The 19,999-nt window shown below is 39.1% G+C and carries 14 protein-coding genes, 4 tRNA genes and 1 pseudogene; 10 read left to right on the forward strand and 9 right to left on the reverse strand.

Translation table 11 applies throughout. From position 1 onward, the window contains the following. Positions 1–981 (forward strand): transferrin-binding protein-like solute binding protein (locus A1D26_RS02160; RefSeq protein ID WP_157402475.1); only part of this gene is annotated, 981 nt, incomplete at its 5' end. 639 nt (positions 982–1,620) lie between these two features. On the opposite strand, the gene ompA is transcribed toward A1D26_RS02160, so the two are convergent. Next, positions 1,621–2,730, reverse strand: a complete 1,110-nt coding sequence (ompA, locus tag A1D26_RS02165) for a porin OmpA (protein WP_157402476.1) — start codon at positions 2,728–2,730, stop codon at positions 1,621–1,623. A 405-nt stretch (positions 2,731–3,135) separates the two neighbouring features. Between ompA and ydiJ the strand changes: the two genes are divergently transcribed. Further along, positions 3,136–6,228: a D-2-hydroxyglutarate dehydrogenase YdiJ gene (gene ydiJ / locus A1D26_RS02170; RefSeq protein WP_157402477.1), complete on the forward strand. Its 3,093-nt coding sequence runs from the start codon at positions 3,136–3,138 to the stop codon at positions 6,226–6,228. Between the two features lie 9 nt (positions 6,229–6,237). After that, complete coding sequence (locus A1D26_RS02175) at positions 6,238–6,657, forward strand: hotdog fold thioesterase (RefSeq protein WP_157402478.1); 420 nt, start codon at positions 6,238–6,240, stop codon at positions 6,655–6,657. An 8-nt stretch (positions 6,658–6,665) separates the two neighbouring features. On the opposite strand, the gene A1D26_RS02180 is transcribed toward A1D26_RS02175, so the two are convergent. The 8 genes from A1D26_RS02180 to tpiA all read right to left on the reverse strand — a co-directional run bounded on the left by A1D26_RS02180 (position 6,666) and on the right by tpiA (position 10,861). Then, a tRNA-Thr gene (locus A1D26_RS02180) sits at positions 6,666–6,741 on the reverse strand. 98 nt (positions 6,742–6,839) lie between these two features. Next, positions 6,840–7,826, reverse strand: a complete 987-nt coding sequence (locus A1D26_RS02185; protein ID WP_157402479.1) for a DNA polymerase III subunit delta' — start codon at positions 7,824–7,826, stop codon at positions 6,840–6,842. Positions 7,827–7,831: 5 nt separating this feature from the next. After that, on the reverse strand, positions 7,832–8,458 hold the full coding sequence (gene tmk / locus A1D26_RS02190) for a dTMP kinase (protein WP_157402480.1): 627 nt from the start codon (positions 8,456–8,458) through the stop codon (positions 7,832–7,834). After that, entirely contained in the window at positions 8,458–9,492 is a 1,035-nt protein-coding gene (gene mltG, locus A1D26_RS02195) for an endolytic transglycosylase MltG (protein WP_157402481.1), read from the reverse strand. The genes tmk and mltG overlap by 1 nt, the downstream gene beginning before the upstream one ends. 116 nt (positions 9,493–9,608) lie before the next feature. After that, a tRNA-Lys gene (locus A1D26_RS02200) sits at positions 9,609–9,684 on the reverse strand. A gap of 20 nt (positions 9,685–9,704) precedes the next feature. Beyond that, positions 9,705–9,780 (reverse strand) — tRNA-Lys (locus tag A1D26_RS02205). A 30-nt stretch (positions 9,781–9,810) separates the two neighbouring features. Beyond that, positions 9,811–9,886 (reverse strand) — tRNA-Lys (locus A1D26_RS02210). A gap of 183 nt (positions 9,887–10,069) precedes the next feature. Next, the gene (gene tpiA / locus A1D26_RS02215; RefSeq protein ID WP_157402482.1) at positions 10,070–10,861 is read right to left on the reverse strand and encodes a triose-phosphate isomerase; all 792 of its coding nucleotides are present in this window, start codon (positions 10,859–10,861) and stop codon (positions 10,070–10,072) included. A gap of 175 nt (positions 10,862–11,036) precedes the next feature. Here tpiA and A1D26_RS02220 point away from each other — a divergent pair, with 175 nt between their 5' ends. The 7 genes and pseudogenes from A1D26_RS02220 to A1D26_RS02250 all read left to right on the forward strand — a co-directional run bounded on the left by A1D26_RS02220 (position 11,037) and on the right by A1D26_RS02250 (position 19,963). Next, a complete protein-coding gene (locus A1D26_RS02220; protein ID WP_157402483.1) occupies positions 11,037–14,849 on the forward strand; it encodes a S6 family peptidase in 3,813 nt (1,270 codons plus the stop codon). A 61-nt stretch (positions 14,850–14,910) separates the two neighbouring features. Beyond that, on the forward strand, positions 14,911–15,930 hold the full coding sequence (truD, locus tag A1D26_RS02225) for a tRNA pseudouridine(13) synthase TruD (RefSeq protein WP_157402484.1): 1,020 nt from the start codon (positions 14,911–14,913) through the stop codon (positions 15,928–15,930). A 45-nt stretch (positions 15,931–15,975) separates the two neighbouring features. Then, on the forward strand, positions 15,976–16,740 hold the full coding sequence (gene surE / locus A1D26_RS02230; protein ID WP_157402485.1) for a 5'/3'-nucleotidase SurE: 765 nt from the start codon (positions 15,976–15,978) through the stop codon (positions 16,738–16,740). Further along, the gene (locus A1D26_RS02235) at positions 16,740–17,324 is read left to right on the forward strand and encodes a YqaA family protein (RefSeq protein WP_157402486.1); all 585 of its coding nucleotides are present in this window, start codon (positions 16,740–16,742) and stop codon (positions 17,322–17,324) included. The genes surE and A1D26_RS02235 overlap by 1 nt, the downstream gene beginning before the upstream one ends. A gap of 13 nt (positions 17,325–17,337) precedes the next feature. Next, the gene (locus tag A1D26_RS02240; protein ID WP_157402487.1) at positions 17,338–17,826 is read left to right on the forward strand and encodes a LysM peptidoglycan-binding domain-containing protein; all 489 of its coding nucleotides are present in this window, start codon (positions 17,338–17,340) and stop codon (positions 17,824–17,826) included. A gap of 75 nt (positions 17,827–17,901) precedes the next feature. Then, positions 17,902–19,146, forward strand: coding sequence for a murein hydrolase activator NlpD (nlpD, locus tag A1D26_RS02245; protein WP_157402488.1), 1,245 nt, complete (start codon positions 17,902–17,904; stop codon positions 19,144–19,146). A gap of 163 nt (positions 19,147–19,309) precedes the next feature. Next, a pseudogene (locus A1D26_RS02250) lies at positions 19,310–19,963 on the forward strand (IS1595 family transposase). Positions 19,964–19,999 lie beyond the last annotated feature (36 nt).

A 19,999-nucleotide genomic window follows, 5' to 3' on the forward strand; every position in this document is an offset into this window, starting at 1 on the left:
GAAGAAGCTAAAAAACTTGAAGAAGCTAAAAAACTTGAAGAAAATAAAGAGTTAGCTCGTATTAAAATGAATACAGAGGAAATTAATAAAGGATTTGAATCTTCTGGAACATTCCTAAGAGAGGGCACCATTAATAAAGATAACACTAATACAATAGGTGATTCAACAAGACAAGATTTCGAGAAGAACTTCAGCTATGTTAGTGGAAAATTATTTTCATATGAAAATGGTATGTTAGTTAATTATGATCTACCAAAGGATAACATTGAACTCAATGAGATAACGATAGATGGTCATAAATTTGTATTGTATTCCCCAAATGAAATTGTCGAATATAAGAAAACATATCGAACAAACTTTGAAGTTAAAACGCTTAAGGGAGAAAATGACCAAAAAGTTGGAATGGTAGGAAGCCTACCCCAAAGCACATTTAAAACTGAATTTTCTCAATTACGGTACGGCTATATAACTAAAGATGGCAAAAGTTCTTTGTTTGTACAAGGTCATTTAACTCCAGAAAAAGAAGCTATTCAATCTCCTTATATTCATACATATTATGGTATACAAAATGATAGAAATGACATTGGTCAAGAGCTAAAACCAATGCCAGATTCTGATGTATTTCAATATTCAGGGTTTGCATTCTATGGTAAAGACAACGAGTATAACCAACTCGACTCCAAAGCTATCGCAGATTTCAGTAACAAAGAAGTTTATATTAAACTTTCAGAAGGGGAAAATACTAAATTTAGATTATTTGGAAAGATTAAAGGTAATTCGTTTGATGGAAATAAGGATGATACGCAAGTAAAAGGAGCATTTTTTGGTTCCGCAGCACAAGATATAGGAGGAACATTCTACAAAACCGATGGTGATATGAAAGATTATCATGGCGTTTTTGGTTCCACAAAACTCGGATGTAACAGAAGAGGCGTTTGTAAACCAGCTAATGAAGAGGTGATTAAGTCAATTAAAGAATAATTACTGAATAGAATTATAATAATTTGTATAAGATCTGACAAATCATCATAAAAAATAAGAGTTTCCTGTTTAGAATATGAATAACTAAATTCAATCTAAAAAAGGAAACTCTTATGTTTTATCTTATCCAAATTATTAAACACAAACCAGATTTATTACATTTAGCAACAGAATATTAAGCAATATACCAAGACTTTAAACTAATGAGAATGAGCCAAGATCCCCTCTATCTATATCAAAAAACCTTTGAAAGTGGCAATATATAAGATTAGCAATAAAGCACTATTCGAAAAAAATACCTTGTTTATACAACTAATGATTGTAAGGAAGTTATCTATAAACAGTAAAACTCGATGCCAATTTACCACTACTTATTCTATTTTTTCATATACTTGATTTTTGATATTAGTACGTATTGTTTGAACAAGGCCCCTATCGCTATTAATAGTAGTTGCAAAAATATTTAACCGATTGAAAATATTAAAATCCCTATTGAAATTTCACTCAATAGGGATTTTTTAGTGGCTGTAGAAAGCCCCAAACCACTTTTTTCAAGACTCTTTCCATTACACTTAAAGATTAAAAAAACTAAAATGCCCGCATAAGCGGGCATTTTATTAAGCTATTAGGCTTAAGAAATTACATAGCAACTTCTTTTGAACCTTGAACTTGTAACTCAACACGACGATCTGGTGCTAAGCAAGCGATTAACGCTTTACGACCTTTAACTGCATCACAAGTGTTGCCAGTTACAGGGTTAGCTTTACCATAACCTACTGCAGTTACGTTAGCTGGGTTAACACCTTTAGAAACGATGTAGTTAGCTACAGATTCAGCACGACGTTGTGAAAGTTTTAAGTTTGGAGCATCTTTACCAATACGGTCAGTATAACCATTTACTTGGATAGCTGGAGCTGCTAAACCTAATTTGTTGATTTCATCGTGCGCTGCATCTAATGCTGCTGAAGCAGCTGGTTTTAAGTTAGCTTTACCGAAATCAAATAATACATCTGAGCTGAATGCAAAGTTTTTAGTTACGATTTCTGGCTCAACAACTGGTGCTGGACCTTGACCAAAACGGTAGCTTAAGCCTGCAGATACAGAACCAACATCTGGGCTATATTGGAATTTATTAGATGAACCACCTTCTTTACGAATAGCTTTATCTAAGTTACCAACACGGCTTAACCATTGGTATTCAACACGTGCAGCTAACGCTGGAGTGATTGCATACTCTAAACCACCCGCTAATACTAAAGAAGTTTTTAAATTGTGAGCTTTTTTACGATCTTTCTTCACTGCTGTAAATTCACCATTAGCATCTTGTTGACTATAGTAGTCAGAACGTACTAATGCAGCACCAACACGAGCGTAAGCATCTAAACCATCAACGATTGGGTAGCTACCTTTTAAGCTGATGTGAGCACCGTGAGCTGTGTGTTTACCAACACGTTTTTCTTTACCATCTACAGTTGCGTTACCACGTACACGACCAAAGTAGTCATAACCAGTTTCTACTGCTAAGTTAGAAGTAATTTGGTAACCACCGAATACACCATAAGTTACAGAGTTACGATTAATACCAAAACCTTCACCTTGGTTTTTCTTAGCATCAAATTGAGTTAAACCATCATGGAATGATGCCCAACCAGCTTTGGCACCAGCATAGAAGGTATTTGCTTGTGGAGCTGCTTGAACAGAAGCGATTGCTAAACCAGAAACTGCTAATGCAATTACAGATTTTTTCATTTTAATAATCCTCATATTATCGTCATTACGAGATAAAAAAATATTCAGCATTATTATAACCATATAACAAATGCTGAGGTTAAATAGCCTTCCAAACCCACATAAAGATTTTTAGAAGGGCTAGAATTCTTGGCTATTCTATCAAAAAATACCCTAATGCAAATGGAACTTTTGTAAAAAAGTGTAATGTTGGATTATTTTAGTAGAGGTTTTTGCCAAGTAATCCTGACATTGTATATGAATTTAGTATATTTATCTACAACTAAGCACAACTCCGCTTTTGATTCAGTTATATTTTTAGCGCCTTATCAGCAATTTTTCACAATAATTTTACAACAACCGCTTAAATCTCAGCGTAAATATTGCTAATATCTCACCAGTTATATTTTAATTGAATAAGTCTATATGATCCCACGTTTAGCCGATACCCCACAACTGACCGATACCGTACAAGCTTTTCTTAACGAGCTTGTAGAACAACATTTTTCAGGCGATATTGCATCAAGCTATGCCGATCGTCTTTCACTTGCAACGGATAACAGCGTTTATCAGCAAATACCACAAGCGATTTTATTCCCAAAATCAGTAGCTGATGTGGTTATTTTAACCAAATTAGCTCAAAAAGCTCCGTTTCAAGCATTAACATTTACTCCAAGAGGTGGTGGAACGGGCACAAATGGGCAATCACTCAACAACAATATCATTGTTGATCTCTCTCGCCATATGAAACAGATCTTAGAGCTTAACGTAGAAGAGCGTTGGGTTCGAGTACAAGCAGGCGTGGTTAAAGACCAGCTGAACCAATACTTAAAGCCCTATGGCTTATTCTTTTCCCCAGAATTATCGACCAGTAATCGAGCCACATTAGGCGGAATGATTAACACTGATGCTTCAGGGCAAGGTTCATTACAATATGGGAAAACCTCCGATCATATTTTGGCGATCAAATCCGTATTGATGAACGGGGAAATTTTAGACACACAAGCGGTGAGATCAGACAACTTTTCTGCAAATCTTGCCGAATTACCTTTATCTGAAAATGGTAAAAAGATTCATCAAGAAATTTTCCAACGTTGCAAAACCCTACGTCCAGTCGTTTTAAAAGAATTACCACAGTTAAACCGTTTTTTAACAGGCTATGATTTAAAAAATGTATTTAATGATGACGAATCTGAATTTAATTTAACTCGTATTCTTACAGGTTCGGAAGGCTCTCTAGCCTTTATTTGCGAAGCTAAACTCAATTTATTACCCATTCCCAAATATCGTACACTGATCAATATCAAATATAATTCTTTTGATGCGGCATTACGTTCTGCCCCTTTTATGCTACAAGCTAAAGCATTGTCAGTAGAAACCGTTGATTCCAAAGTATTAAACTTAGCCAAGCAAGATATTGTATGGCACTCCGTTTCGGATCTTTTAACTGAAGATGAACAGAACCCAATTTTAGGGATCAATATTGTAGAATATGCGTCAAACGATCAGGATCTTAATGAACAACTTGTCGCCGATCTTTGTCATTCGCTCGATCAAAAAATTACCAATAATGAAAGCGGTCTGATTGGCTACCAAATTTGCAAAGAAGTCGATTCGATTGAGAAAATTTACGCAATGCGTAAAAAAGCAGTAGGATTGCTCGGTAATGCAAAAGGTTGGGCAAAACCTATCGCTTTTGTGGAAGATACCTGCGTTCCCCCTGAAAATTTAGCCGATTATATTGTTGAATTTCGCCAATTACTCGATGAAAACGGTTTGGAATATGGAATGTTCGGACACGTTGATGCGGGTGTCCTTCACGTTCGCCCTGCCCTTGATTTATGCGATAAAGCACAGGTGCAAAAATTCAAACAGATTTCGGATAAAGTCGTTGAACTCACTGCCAAATATGGTGGTTTAATTTGGGGAGAACACGGAAAAGGTATGCGTTCTGCCTATGGCGAACGCTTTTTTGGAGAAACTTTATGGCAAGAGCTACGCTATATTAAGCAACTGTTTGATCCACAAAATCGCTTAAACCCAGGTAAAATTTGTACGCCATTACATCGCCAAGATGAGCTTTACCCAATTGACTCACAAATGCGTGCTGATTTTGATCGCCAAATCCCAATTCAAGTGCGTGAAAATTTTAAAGGTGCGATGAATTGTAATGGTAATGGGCTATGTTTTAATTTTGATGTACACAGCACAATGTGTCCTTCAATGAAAATCTCTGGTAATCGCCTTTTTTCACCAAAAGGGCGTGCTGCACTGGTTCGTGAGTGGTTGCGTTTATTGGCAGAGAAAAATGTTTCCCCTGACGATATTATTTTCAAGCCACATAAAAATGGTAGAAAATTGGTCGATTTTGCGAAAAAACTACGCAATCAATGGTATAAAAAGCAAGAGTATGATTTCTCTCACGAAGTGAAAGCAGCGATGGATACCTGTCTAGCCTGTAAAGCTTGTGCTAGCCAATGCCCGATCAAAATTGATGTGCCGACTTTCCGAGCCCAATTTAATAATCTTTACCATAGCCGTTATTTCCGCCCGATGAAAGATTATGTGGTTTCAAATTTAGAACGTGTCGCTCCGTTAATGGCAAAACAACCTGCTTTCTTTAATTTCTTCAGTGCAAATAAATGGGCGGAAAATATCGCAAGTAAAACTATCGGAATGGTCGATCTGCCTGCCCTTTCTGTACCCAATTTACATCAACAACTCAATCAAATTGGCTATCAAGCTGAAAGTTTAGAAAGCCTTGAGCAACAAATCACAAGCGGTCAGATAGGACAAGAAATTTACCAATATCTCTTTGTGGTACAAGATCCTTTCACTTCTTATTATGATGCTAAAGTGGTGGCAGATTTTGTACATCTATGCAAAAAAATCGGCTTTAAACCGATTGTATTGCCATTTAAACCAACAGGAAAAGCTCAGCACGTTAAAGGTTTCTTACGTCAATTTGCCAAAACAGCCAAAAACCAAGCGGATTTCCTGACTCGTTTAGCGAAGTTAGGCATTCCAATGGTTGGGGTTGATCCTGCTTTAACCCTGATTTATCGTGAAGAATATCGAGATATTTTGAAAGAAAATCGTGGTGAATTTAAAGTGCAACTTGCTCACGAATGGTTACTTAGCCAGCTCAAACAAGGACATTTGCATACTTGCAAAAAATCGACAGAAACAGACCGCTTACAATGGCATTTGTTTAGCCACTGTACAGAATCAACCGCACTACCAAACAGTACAAAAGAGTGGCAACAAATTTTTGCACATTTTGGCGAACAACTGGTAGGGGAAAGCACAGGCTGTTGTGGAATGGCGGGGACATTTGGACACGAAACTAAACATCTCGCAATGTCAAAAGCGATTTATGCACAATCGTGGCAGAAAAAACTCAATGGCAAAGATCTTGAACGCTGTTTAGCCACAGGTTATTCCTGTCGTAGCCAAGTAAAACGAATGGAACATCGGGTCTTAAAACACCCTGTTCAAGCATTATTGAGTATTTTATAAGGCAAGCCAATGATTTGGAAAAAAACGCTTTCGCTTTCACAGCTTAACCAACTTTGCCAAAATTGTGCCGTATCACATTTGGGGATTGAATTTACTGCACAAGGTGAAAATTGGTTAGAAGCGACTTTAGCAGTTGATTGTCGTACGACTCAGCCTTTCGGTTTATTACACGGTGGCATAAGTGCTACCCTTGCTGAAACTGTTGCGTCTGCTGCGGCATTACTGTTTTGTGATGAAAATCAATTCCCAGTTGGCACAGAACTCAACATTAGCCACCTGAAAGCGATTAAGCAAGGAAAAGCTACCGCCAAAGCTACTCCGCTGCATTTAGGCAAGATTCATCAAGTATGGCAAGTGATGATTTACGACGAGAAAATGCAATTAGGAGCAACAGCTAGGGTTTCTTTATACTTAAAAGAGAAATGCTAGGAGGAAAATGGTGCCGACTACCGGAATCGAACTGGTGACCTACTGATTACAAGTCAGTTGCTCTACCTACTGAGCTAAGTCGGCATTGGATGGAACTCTAAAAGAGATGCGAATTCTATTTAATTTTCATATTTTTGCAAGTCTCACCTTACAAAAAATTCTGAAAAATAGACAATTATTATCTAATTGAACACTTCTACTGCTAATTTAGTTAAACAATTAACCAACATTAACTCTGAATTTACCGCATTAACTTCTAGTAAATCACGTTGCGTTTGTTGAATAATATAATGTCCCTTCAATAATTTCTGTGCGGATAATGCTTGGCTAAAAGGAATAATCCCCGCCTGTAAATCAGGGTTTACCCAACCTGCTGCAATATTCAATTTAGCTTTGAGAGCATCGGTAAAGAATGAATCGAGCCATTCTAGCTGTTCACATTGTCTTTCTATTTCACTAGAAAATGCCTGAAATAATAGCCAAACATCTCCACTTTTATAAAACTTCCAAAATGTCTGTAGGAATGTTTTACGCTCTTGCAAGCGGTCTGATTCTAAGAATTTTTTGCAAATTAACGGTCGATTGTGACAAATGCGTAAAGCAGTTTGCAACTCTGCAACTTGGTATTCCGGGAATTGCGGTTGTAGCCACTGATACGCTTGTTCAACATATGGGGTATGAACTAACCACGTTTGGCAACGGCTTTGGATTGTCGCTAACATTGCCGATTGTAATGGTGCCTCCAGCAGAAAATAAATTTTCTCATTTGGCTCTTCCAGCGTTTTGAGCAAGGCATTTGATGCTGCCTCTGTTAAACGATTTGCCCCAGCAATATAAATGACTGAATTACCGCCTTGCTGAGAAAACTGTTGTAACTTTGTGGTTAATTCTCGAATTTGATCAACGCCGATATCTTTACCGTCTATTGACTCAATTAAATGATAATCAGGGTGATTGCCACTTTGCCACAAAACACAGGTTTTACACCGCCCACAAGGTTCGGTAAGCTGTTTTTCTTGGCAAAATAGCCAATGTGCAAATTGACGAATAAGCAACTCTGTACCTAGCCCAACTTCCGTTTTAAACAACAAAGCGTGATGCCCGCGTCCATTAAGAAAAGAGTGGGTGAGTTGCTGATAAATCTGAGAATGCCAAGGATAAAGGTTCATTTTAATTATTTTGCAAATTTTAAGAAGTTTTCGACCGCTTGTTGAATGTCATCGGATACCTTTTCAATAGGCTGCTCAGCATTGATAACAACAGCTTTAGGGTTATTTTGAGTTAAAGCTAAGTAACGTTCACGAGTACGGTGGAAAAAGTCGATATGCTGTTGTTCAATACGATCTAAAGCACCACGCCCTTTTGCTCGTTCTAGCCCAATAGCAGGGTCAAGATCTAAGTAAATCGTTAAATCTGGCTCGAAACCATCTAAAACCACTTCGCCAATCTTATCCACCAATTCAGCAAGATTGCGTCCACCGCCTTGATAAGCTTGACTCGACATATTATGACGATCACCAATCACCCATTTTCCTTGAGCTAAAGCTGGTTGAATGACAGTTTCAACTAATTGCGTTCGAGCGGCAAAAATCATCAAGGCTTCGGCTTTATCGGTTGTCACTTCGCCATTTAAACCTTGCTTCCATAAATCACGTAAAGCCTCTGCTATCGGTGTTCCACCTGGTTCACGAGTATGAATCACAGGAATCTGATGAGACGCTAACACAGCATCAACAACTCGTACGGCATTGCTTTTTCCTGCGCCTTCTAAACCTTCAATGACAATAAATTTTCCGCTCATTATTTTTTCTCACTTTTCTGCTTTTTCTCGATTTGAATCCATTCCTGCACTGCTCGATTATGCTCATCTAGGGTTCGGCTGAATTTATGTCCGCCCGTTCCGTCTGCAACAAAATAAAAATAAGGAGTGCTATCAGGCTGTGAAACCGCTTTGAGTGAAGCCATACTCGGCATTGCAATCGGCGTAGGAGGCAAGCCGTCAATCACATAAGTATTATAAGCGGTTGGTTCAGTTAAATCTTTTTTGCGAATATTACCATCATAACGGTCGCCCATTCCATAGATGACCGTTGGATCTGTCTGTAATTTCCAACCATTGCGCAATCGATTGATAAAGACGGAAGCCACTTGAGGTCGCTCTTTAGCAACACCTGTTTCTTTTTCGACAATCGATGCCAAAATTAACATTTCATAAGGGGTTTTAAGCGGTAAGTTTTCCGCTCTATTTTGCCAAGCTTGCTCTAAATCTTTTTGCTGTTTTTGATAAGCACGTTTTAACACATCAAGATCGTCTGAATAAGGCACATATCGATAAGTATCAGGCGATAACCAACCTTCTAATTTTTCATGCTCAAGCCCTAACAAGGTTGCAATTTCTGTTTCAGATTTATCCGCCAAGGTTTGATTAAGAAATTTCGCTTTTGATAGCTGCTCACGCCATACCTTAAAAGTTTTTCCTTCAATAAATTGTAAAGTGAGCTGGACTTCCTTACCACTATTAAAATGTGCTAATAGCTCCCCAAGATTTTGAATATTCTCAATCGCATAAACCCCTGCTTTAAAACGACTAAATTCAGGGTGTAATCGCACAATATAAGGCAATAACGAGGCTTCATTCTCACTAATTATTCCTAAAGAATGAAGCTGTTGAGCAAGTTTTTGGCTTGATGTGCCTTTTTCGATCACAATAAACTGTTCTGTCGTTGAATTTAGCGGTTTTTCAATTAACTGATTAAGTTGAGAATACCCATAAAATCCGCCACCTAGCACAATGAGTAATACAAATCCGAAAAAATAGAGAAATTTTTTTAGCATTTTTATTCAATAAAATCAAAACAAAGGATGTATAACCTTACTATAAGCCCAACAAAAAGACCATAGCAAATATAGCTAAAAGCTATTTAGAAATAATTTAATAATGGGGAATTAAATGGTGGGTCGTGAAGGATTCGAACCTTCGACCAACGGATTAAAAGTCCGCTGCTCTACCGACTGAGCTAACGACCCAAGAGATTGGGATTCTAAAGTGGTGGGTCGTGAAGGATTCGAACCTTCGACCAACGGATTAAAAGTCCGCTGCTCTACCGACTGAGCTAACGACCCTTTAGAAAATTGATGTCTTGCAAGTTTAAATGGTGGGTCGTGAAGGATTCGAACCTTCGACCAACGGATTAAAAGTCCGCTGCTCTACCGACTGAGCTAACGACCCTTAACTTGCTTAACGGAGGCGTATCATACGGATTTTCCGAATGAGATCAACCATTTTTTGCTTTTTTTAATTTATTTGCGTGGTTTACACACAATTTGAGCCTAACAAGCGGTCAGATTATCCAAAATTTTTGCAAATTTCTTATTCAAACTGACCGCTTGCACAACAATAGAAATCTAAAAATTATTCTTTTGCTTTCTCTGCTGCTTTGACGATAACTGCAAATGCTGGCGCTTTAAGAGATGCACCACCTACCAATGCACCATCAATATCAGGTTGAGTAAATAATTCTGCCGCATTAGCATCATTTACAGAACCACCGTATTGAATGATTACTTGATCGGCAACAGCTTGAGAATGTTTAGCAATGTGTCCGCGAATAAATGCGTGTACTGCTTGTGCTTGAGCAGGAGTTGCTGATTTACCTGTACCAATCGCCCAAACTGGCTCATATGCAATGACTGCACCATTGAATGCTTCTGCACCAAGGGTATTTAATACTGCGTCTAACTGTCTAGCACATACTGCTTCTGTTTGCCCCGCTTCATTTTCAGCTTCAGTTTCACCGATACATAATACAGGCACTAAACCAGCGTCTTTTAAGGCTGCAAATTTTTTCGCGATAAATTCATCGCTCTCTTTGTGATAAGTACGGCGTTCTGAGTGACCGATAATGATATATTTCGCATCAAAATCTTTTAACATTGCCGTTGAAATATCACCTGTAAATGCACCACTCACATTCACATCAACATTTTGAGAACCTAAAGCGATCACATTTTTGCTTGTGCAATCACAGCCACAGCTTGCCAATGTAGCTTCTGCTTCTGCCAAGTACATTACTGGCGGAGCAATTGCAACATCACAACCAGTTACACCATCAAGTTCACGTTTTAAGCCTTCAATAAGCTCTTTAGTAAATGCTTTGCTACCGTTTAATTTCCAGTTACCCATAACTAAAGGACGACGTGCCATTTTGTTTCTCCTAAATGATTAAATTAAAGACACCAGTATTATAACAGCATTGTGTAAGATTTCGTGATATTTTTAGTTAGCTTTCTACGACTGTCTGACATATACTCCGTTAAGTCAGAATTTATAGTTTAGGTTTAGGTTTATATGTAGTACAGTCAAAAGTAGGTAGGTTTTTATGAAAGATCATGTTTCTCTCAAATTAAAGACGCTTTCTTTAATTATTTCATCTTTAATTTCCCAATCGGCCTTCGCTAGTGCAGTGCGAAATGATGTGGATTATCAGTATTTTAGGGATTTTGCTGAAAACAAAGGGGCATTCACGGTCGGGGCTACCAACATCCCCATCAAAAACAAACAAGGTGAAATCATCGGCACCATGCTCAAAGACGTGCCTATGATTGATTTTAGTTCAGCTTCACGCAAACATGGCATCGCTACCGCCATTGCGCCACAGTACATCGTGAGTGTTGCGCACAACAAACCACATTACAATTCGGTGCAATTCGGCGCTTCTGACAACCACCCTGACGCTCATCATTTTGATTACAAGGTGACGGACTTTAACGATTATCCCGATGGGCTTGATGGGCTTGATAAGGATTATCACCAACCTAGATTACACAAACTCATCACCGAAATCATCCCCACACCTGTGACATCAGCAGGTTTGGACAATAAAATTTACTTAAATCAGGACCGCTTTAGCCATTTTGTGCGAGTCGGCTCAGGATTGCAAATCGTTCGTTCCAAGGACAAACCCAGACAAATAGTGAGTGAATGGTATCAATACCTAACAGGTGGCACCCCTTTGCGTGTCACAGGTGACAGATACGGCTGGGTAGATGCAAACGGCGATGTATTCACCGACCATTATGGTCCCTTAATCACTTACGGTATTACTGGCGACAGTGGCTCGTCTCTTTGGGCATTTGATAAACAAGAAAACCGTTGGGTACAATATGGCGTACTGAACTTTAGCAGAGGTGAGCATGGTGGTGGCAATGTTTGGAGTATTACTCGTGCCGATTGGAATACCAAGCAACAACAGGCAGATAACGCTGGCATCATCATCAACAAGTCTCCAAATGCTACTTTTCACTGGTCAAATACCAGTGCGAGTAGTAGTGTTGTTTCAAGAAACGGGCGGTTTTTGAGGGTCAATCTAAACAACCCATCACTGACCGAAGCTAACGCTCTAAACCACGGAAAAACCGTATATTTCAAAGGTCAAACAGGCACATTAAAGCTCACCCAAAACATCAATCAAGGGGCAGGTGCCTTGTACTTTGATGCTGATTTTACGGTTAAAGGAATAAATAACAATACCACTTGGCAAGGGGCTGGTGTATCGGTCGCAAAAGGCAAAACTGTACATTGGCAAGTAAAAAACCCAACATCCGACCGACTTTCAAAGATTGGTGAAGGTACTTTGGTGGTTAATGGCAAGGGTTCTAATACAGGCGACATCAGCGTGGGCGATGGCACTGTAGTACTCAATCAAACAGGCGGTCAGGCATTTAATCATCTCGGCATTGTCAGTGGTCGCCCCACTGTAAGATTGGATGGAGATAACCAAATTAATCCTAATAACATTTATTTTGGTTTCCGTGGTGGGCGTTTGGATGTTAATGGCCATGATTTGACCTTTAATCGCATTCAGAATGTGGATGATGGGGCGAGAGTAGTAAACAACCATCCGTCAAAAACAACAAGCATCACGTTAAAAGGTTTGCCTACTGCTGACATAAACAGCCTAAGCATCGCTGATAGAGTGCATGCAAACCAAGATTTGTATCGCTGGGATAAAAGGCATACTCATGCTAAACAGCCTTACGATTATTTCCTACCCAAAAACGGACGCATCAACAACCACCCTTATTATCCCACCAATCAGCAAAGTAATGAGCATTGGGAATATTTAGGGGACAATCTAGATAATGCCCAAAAAATCGCTCTTCAGCGTAAAAATGAACGCTCACTCATTACAGCCTTTAATGGCTATTTTGGCGAAACTGACAGCACCAAACATAACGGCAAGTTGAACGTGACGTTCACTCCAACTAATCCACGCTCCACACTGCTATTATCAGGCGGTACGCGATTAAATGGCAACCTAACTGCAAATGGTGGTACATTGGTGTTATCAGGCAGACCTGTACCGCACGCTTATGACCATTTAAAAAATACAGATGTCATCTATGAAGATGACTGGCTAAATCGCACTTTTAATGCCACAAACTTCATCGCCAACAATAATGCTACGGTATTTGTGGGTAGAAATGTCTCTGCGGTTAATACCAATTTGACAGCGAATAATAACGCCACTTTTAATTTAGGTGTGATACAAGGCACAACCCCTGAATGTATTCGTTCTGATCATACAGGTGTGGTGAATTGTGATAATAAAACGTTGAGTGAAAAAGCCTTGGTATCAAGTCCTGTTCTTGATGTTCGTGGTAACAGCCAATTAAATGACAACAGCAAACTCAACCTTGGCAAAGCTCACTTGACAGGTCGCATTCAAGGCACAGGCAATGTCAGCTTGCAAGCTGACAGTCGCTGGACAATGACGGATAACAGCACAGTTAAAAACTTGGATTTAAAAGGCGGTGCTAATGTTCATCTCAATGGCACTGATGCTAAGCACCATACTTTAAATATTCAAGGCGATTTATCAGGTGTTGGTAGATTTTATTTAAATAGTAATATCACTCAAAACAGCACTGATAAAATCATTGTCAGTGGGATAGCCTCTGGCACACATACTTTGCACGTCAATAACACGGGGCGAGAACCAAAACTAAATGAGTTGGAGCTACTTAAGGTTGGCACAAAAGGAGAGTCCTTGAGTGTTGCTTTGGGTAATGGTCATGTGGACTTAGGCACATTCCGATACAGTTTATTTGAAAAAGCGAACAGCTATGTATTGGGTGTGGCTCATCGCAATGCTTTGACCGCTCCGACAGTTGGTCAAGTCATCGCAAAACCCAAAAAACCGACACGCAAAAAAGTACAGCGCCCAAAACCTAACAAGTATCCAAAACCCCATAGATACTTCAATCAATATGGTCGTCGCCCAGCGTCAGCGTTTCGTATGGCATTTTACGAAGAAGCCCCCCAACGAGATTACATCAGCCGCTATGCCAACATAGGGTTGTCAGAATTATCTGCTCAAGTGGGAACTTTGGTGTATGTCAATCATCAGCTTGACCAAGAAATCATTAATCACGACCAGCATGGTTTAAGAGCTTGGGTACAGTTCGGTCAGCAAAAGAGCAAACAAGGTTCTGATCTGTATCGTCCTTATCAGCAATCTATTAACCTAACTCAATTCGGCATAGAACAAAGGGTTGGTAATGATATTACAGTAGGGTCAGTATTTTCACATTCATCAGATCATAGCCAATTTGATGATGGTATTACAGGTAAACATAACCTAAAACAAATCAATTTATACACTAAAAAAATGTGGAATAACGGTATTTTTACCGCTATTGAGGGGGGCTATGCATCTTCACGAACTAAATTGGGTAATCAAGTAACATTCAAACGCCATATCTTTTCGTTAAGTTCTATACTAGGTAAAGATTGGATAGTAAATAACGTTACTTTTAAACCATCTATTGGTGTGCGTTATTACCATTTAAGTAAATCCAATTATGCTTTTGATAATGCTAACATTGGGATTAAACCGATAGATATGATCTCTTATCAAGCTGGTTTTTCATTAAGTAAAATCATTCAACTTGGGGAATTAAAGTTTAAGCCTGAAATAAGCAGTTATTTTGTTGATGCGAGCCTAAAAAAATTACGAGTTAATGTAAATCAAAATGCCTTACAGCAGCAGTTTGGGCGTTATATAAAAACTGAAATCACTTCAATGTTGCAAAACAACAATTGGAATATTTCAATCGGCTTAGGATTTACAAAAGGTAACGAAATTAAAAATCAACGTTTTGCTACATTAAAATTAGGGTATAATTGGTAGCAAAAGCAACTAACATAATATAGTGAAAGGCACTTTTAAGTGCCTTTTTTAATGAAAAACAATGAAAACACTGACTTATTTATTTGGTAAACCGCAACAAGCGGGTAGATTAAAAGCACAATTTGCAGATTTCATCGTCAAAGAAGAACTTGGCTATGATTTAACTGGTGAAGGGGAATTTGTGGCGGTTAAGATCCGTAAAACCGATGCTAATACTCTTTTTGTCGGCGAAAAACTCGCAGAGTTTGCAGGTATTTCAGCAAAAAATATGAGCTATGCGGGGTTAAAAGATCGCCACGCAATCACAGAACAGTGGTTTTGTTTACACTTAGCAGGTAAGGAAACTCCTGACTTTTCACCATTCCAACTTGAAGGCGTTGAGATCCTAGAGGTCACTCGTCATAACCGCAAAATTCGCGTAGGGAGCTTAGCTGGTAATTATTTTGAACTGCTGTTAAGGGATGTTCAAGAAAGCCCAGAACTCATTCATCGTTTAAACCAAATACAAGCGGTTGGATTTCCGAATTATTTTACTGAACAGCGTTTCGGACGAGATGGGCATAATCTAACTCAAGCTCAACGTTGGGCAAGCGGTGAGATTAAGGTCAAAGATCGCAAAAAGCGGAGTTTTTATCTTTCTGCTGCTCGCAGTGAAATTTTTAATCTTGTTGTTGCCGATAGAATTGCTTCAGATACGTTTAAACAAGTTATTGAAAATGATATTGTTCAGCTTGCTGGCTCAAATAGTTGGTTTATCGCTCAAGCTGATGAGTTAGCCAGTTTAAATCAGCGATTAGCACAAGGCGATATTTTACTCACAGCACCGTTAGTGGGCGAAAATTCACTACAACAAACGGTTTCTGAGCGAGAACAAAAAATTGTTTCTGAACAGCAACTTTTATTGAATTTAATGGCACAGGAGCGGACTAATGCGACACGTCGCCCGATGTTTTGTGTACCAACGGAGTTTGAGTGGCATTTTGAGCCTGAAGGTTTACGCTTACAATTTTTCTTACCTTCTGGTAGCTACGCCACTGCATTAGTGAGAGAGTTAATTTCTCTTGATGAAGAAACCGCATAACAAGCGGTCGGATTTTACGGATTTTTTACCAAATTTAAGGACAATATGAATATTTTATTAAGTAATGATGATGGCATTAACGCTGTAGGTATCCAAACCCTTGCGAAAACCCTACGCAATGCCGGGCATAACGTCACCGTTGTTGCACCTGATCGCAACCGTAGTGCTGCATCAAGTTGTTTAACTTTAGTTGATCCATTACGAGTTCATCGCTTTGAAAATGGCGATTATTCTGTGATTGCAGGCACGCCTGCCGATTGTGTACATCTTGCATTAAATGGTCTGCTGGATACACCTTTTGATTTAGTCGTATCGGGCATCAATCACGGTGCAAATTTAGGCGATGATGTTGTTTATTCTGGTACTGTCGCCGCAGCTTTAGAAGGTCGCCATTTACCTTTAGCCTCAATCGCTGTATCGTTAGTCGGACATAAAGACACCAACTATTTGACGGGCAAATGCCATTTTGAAACCGCCGCTCAAGTTGTATTAGATTTATTACCTAACATTAAGCAAGGTAGCATTCCAACAAATCAAGTTTTAAACGTGAATGTTCCGAATGTTCCTTATGCGGAATTAAAAGGAATGTTAGCGACACGATTAGGAGATCGTTCTCCTGCTGCTGAAATTATTAAACAACAAGATCCTCGTGGTGCAAACATTTACTGGATTGGTGCAAGCGGTAAACCAATTGATGAGAGCGAAGGTACGGATTTTTATGCGATCAAAAATGGCTATGTTTCTATTACACCAATTCAAGCCGATATGACTGCTCATCAATCAATCCAAACATTAAAAGGGTTATTATAATGAAACTTTTTGGTGCAATTTATGATAAAACGATGGCGTGGTCGCAACACAAATTTGCGGCTGCTTGGCTAAGTTTTGTGAGCTTTATTGAAGCAATATTCTTCCCTATTCCGCCAGATGTAATGCTTATTCCAATGTCGATGAGTAAACCGCATATGGCAACACGCTATGCGATATACACTACTATTGCTTCTGTATTAGGTGGGATTATCGGTTATTTTATTGGTTTATATGCGTTTGATTGGGTAAAAGGCATTATTGTAGATTGGGGAATGCAAGCAAACTTTGATAAAGCAATGAATTGGTTTGAAACTTGGGGCGTTGCGATTGTTTTCTTAGCGGGGTTCTCGCCAATTCCATATAAAGTGTTTACAATTTGTGCCGGTGTAATGCAGATGGCATTTTTACCTTTTGTTGCTACTGCTGCAATTTCTCGTTTTGCTCGTTTCATTCTTGTGGCAAAATTATCAGCATGGGGCGGTGAAAAATACGCAGATAAAATCCGCCGTTCCATTGAGTTAATCGGTTGGGGAACGGTTGTTATTGCCGTTATTGCCTACGCCATTTATACTTTTGTTAAATAATAAGGAAGACAATATGAAAAAATCATTCTTTTTATTACCCGTTTTTGCATTAGCTTTAACAGCTTGTTCAAATTCTTCAACTGAATCGACTGGCGCAGAAGTCACATCTGTTGGCGCGCCTGCTTGGCAAACAGAAGTACAATCTGCGGAAATGCCAAGTTCAATGACTCAACCAACTTATCAGCCACAACCTAGCTACCAACCTCAGCCAAGCTATCAACCACAACCAGTGCAAGCAATGCCACAGCCTGTAACACAAGCTAGCTATGGTCAAAATGAGATGGTCGGAAACTGTAATGTGGTGCGTGATGGTAATAATACGCCAATTTATGCTCAAATTCAGAAAGGTTGTTATACTGATAGCTCATATACTGTGGGTAAAAACGATACTGTATTTTTAATTGCTTATTTGTCGGGCAAATCTGTTAGCCAAATTGCAAGTTTAAATAATCTTTCACAACCGTATCAATTAAAAACGGGTCAAGTGCTGCGTTTAAGATAGTTACTCGTAACATTATAAATAGGCAACAGCAGTAGGCTAACTACTGCTGTTATTTGCTTTTAATCAAGGAACAATATGAAAAAATCATTTTTACTTTTGCCACTCACCGCAGCGATACTCACCGCTTGTAGCTCTAACCAACCAGCGCCAGTTGTCAATGCTGATGGTTCAGATCTCAGTCCTGGTGTAATGCAACCTGTATCAGGTACAGGTGCTATGGATGGTAGCTACGGCTGGCAAACAGACGTACAAGCCACACAAATGCCAGGCACAATGAATACACCAAGTTATACTCCACCACAGCCTGTTTATCAAGCACCGGCTCCACAACCTGTACCAGTCGCAGTACCGCAATACCAACCAGTGCCAACGCCGAAACCAGCTCCGCAGCCAGTTGCTAAACCAAAAGCAAAACCAGCTAAAAAACCTGTATCGCAAGATTTTACTATTCCGCGTGATGAAAAAAATGCCCCCATCTATAGTCAAATAGATAAAGGTTTCTATAACGGTGATACTTATACTGTACGTAAAGGCGATACAATGTTCTTAATTGCCTATATTGCAGGCAAAGATGTAAAAGAAATTGCTGCACTCAATAATATGAAGGAGCCATATCAACTTAACGTAGGACAAACCTTAAAACTAGGTAATCCAGCTCCAGTAGCTAAAGAAACTGCACAAACTGAACCAGCACCAGCTCCACAACCAGTTAAGCCTATTGAGCCAGAAGTAACCTATACGCAAGCACCAAATGGTACAGCTTATGGTTCTGATGGCACAGTAACTGGCCCAGTTAAAGCAGGTACAGGTATTGCTCCTACTACTCGTCCTAGCGTAACAGCAACTACGGGAACAGTGGCTCCAGCGGTTGTAGCCACTACACCAACAATTAGAGCCACAACACCTTCAGCCAATACAACAAGTTATGAACAGGCTCCAGCTGCATCATCAATAAAATGGCAATGGCCAACCCAAGGTCGTGTCATTTCTGGATTCTCATCAGCTGAAGGCGGAAATAAAGGGATCGATATTGCTGGGACAAAAGGGCAACCAATTAAAGCTGCTGCTGCAGGTAAGGTGGTGTATGCAGGAAATGCGCTTCAAGGTTATGGAAACTTAATTATCATCAAACATAATGATAACTTCCTCAGTGCTTACGCTCACAATGATACCATCAAAGTTGATGAGCAAGATAATGTGAGTGCAGGAGAAACTATCGCAACACTGGGTAGTACCGGCACAAATAGCAATAAACTTCACTTTGAAATCCGCTATTTAGGTAAATCAGTTGATCCAACTCGCTATCTACCAAAACGCTAATTAATGTTCTTCAATCAAATAAACCTCTAGAGCTAAGTCTAGAGGTTTAATCAATGATGCTGATGTAATCGACAATGGTTGGGTAATAATATGGGATTATTAGCTACCCAAGATAATAATCTAAGGGGCTGAAGTAGATTAGCAAGTATGTTAGTCTATAAAAATGAAGATAACTCATTGTAAATTAAAGAAATCTATACAAAAAAGACTGCTTGAATTTTTTGTGCTAGAAGTAACAGCTCGTTCAGCTGCTGATATTCTTGGTATTCAACCTAACTCAGCGATTTTGTTTTACCATAAAATTCGTCAAGTAATCGACTATCATCTATCCCTTGAAGCCAATGATATTTTTGAGGGAAAAATCGAGTTAGATGAGAGTTATTTTGGTGGGCATCGTAAAGGAAAACGTAGTCTAGGTGCAGTGGGAAAAGTCTCTGTTTTTGGTATATTAAAACGGCAGGGAAAGGTGTTTACGGTTGTTGTTGAAAATACCAAGACTGAAACGTTACCCCCTGTTATTAAAATGAAAGTGAAGCCTGATAGCTAGGTTTATACCGATACTTATCGTAGCTATGACGCCCTAGATGTGAGTGAATTTCATCACGAGCGAATTAACCATTCTGAGATATTTGCTGAGAGAGAAAATCACATTAACGGGATTGAAAATTTTTGGAGTCAAGCCAAGCGAGTGCTTCGAAAATATAATGGAATAAACAGAAAAAACTTTCCTTTATTCTTGAAGGAATGCGAATTTCGGTTTAACTTTGGCACACCAAAAGAACAGTTCAAAATACTGCGAAAACGCTGTGAAATTTAGATCTAATACAACGAATAAAAAAACCGCGAGTTATCA

This window comes from Ursidibacter maritimus, assembly GCF_009761395.1.
Taxonomy (GTDB): domain Bacteria; phylum Pseudomonadota; class Gammaproteobacteria; order Enterobacterales; family Pasteurellaceae; genus Ursidibacter; species Ursidibacter maritimus.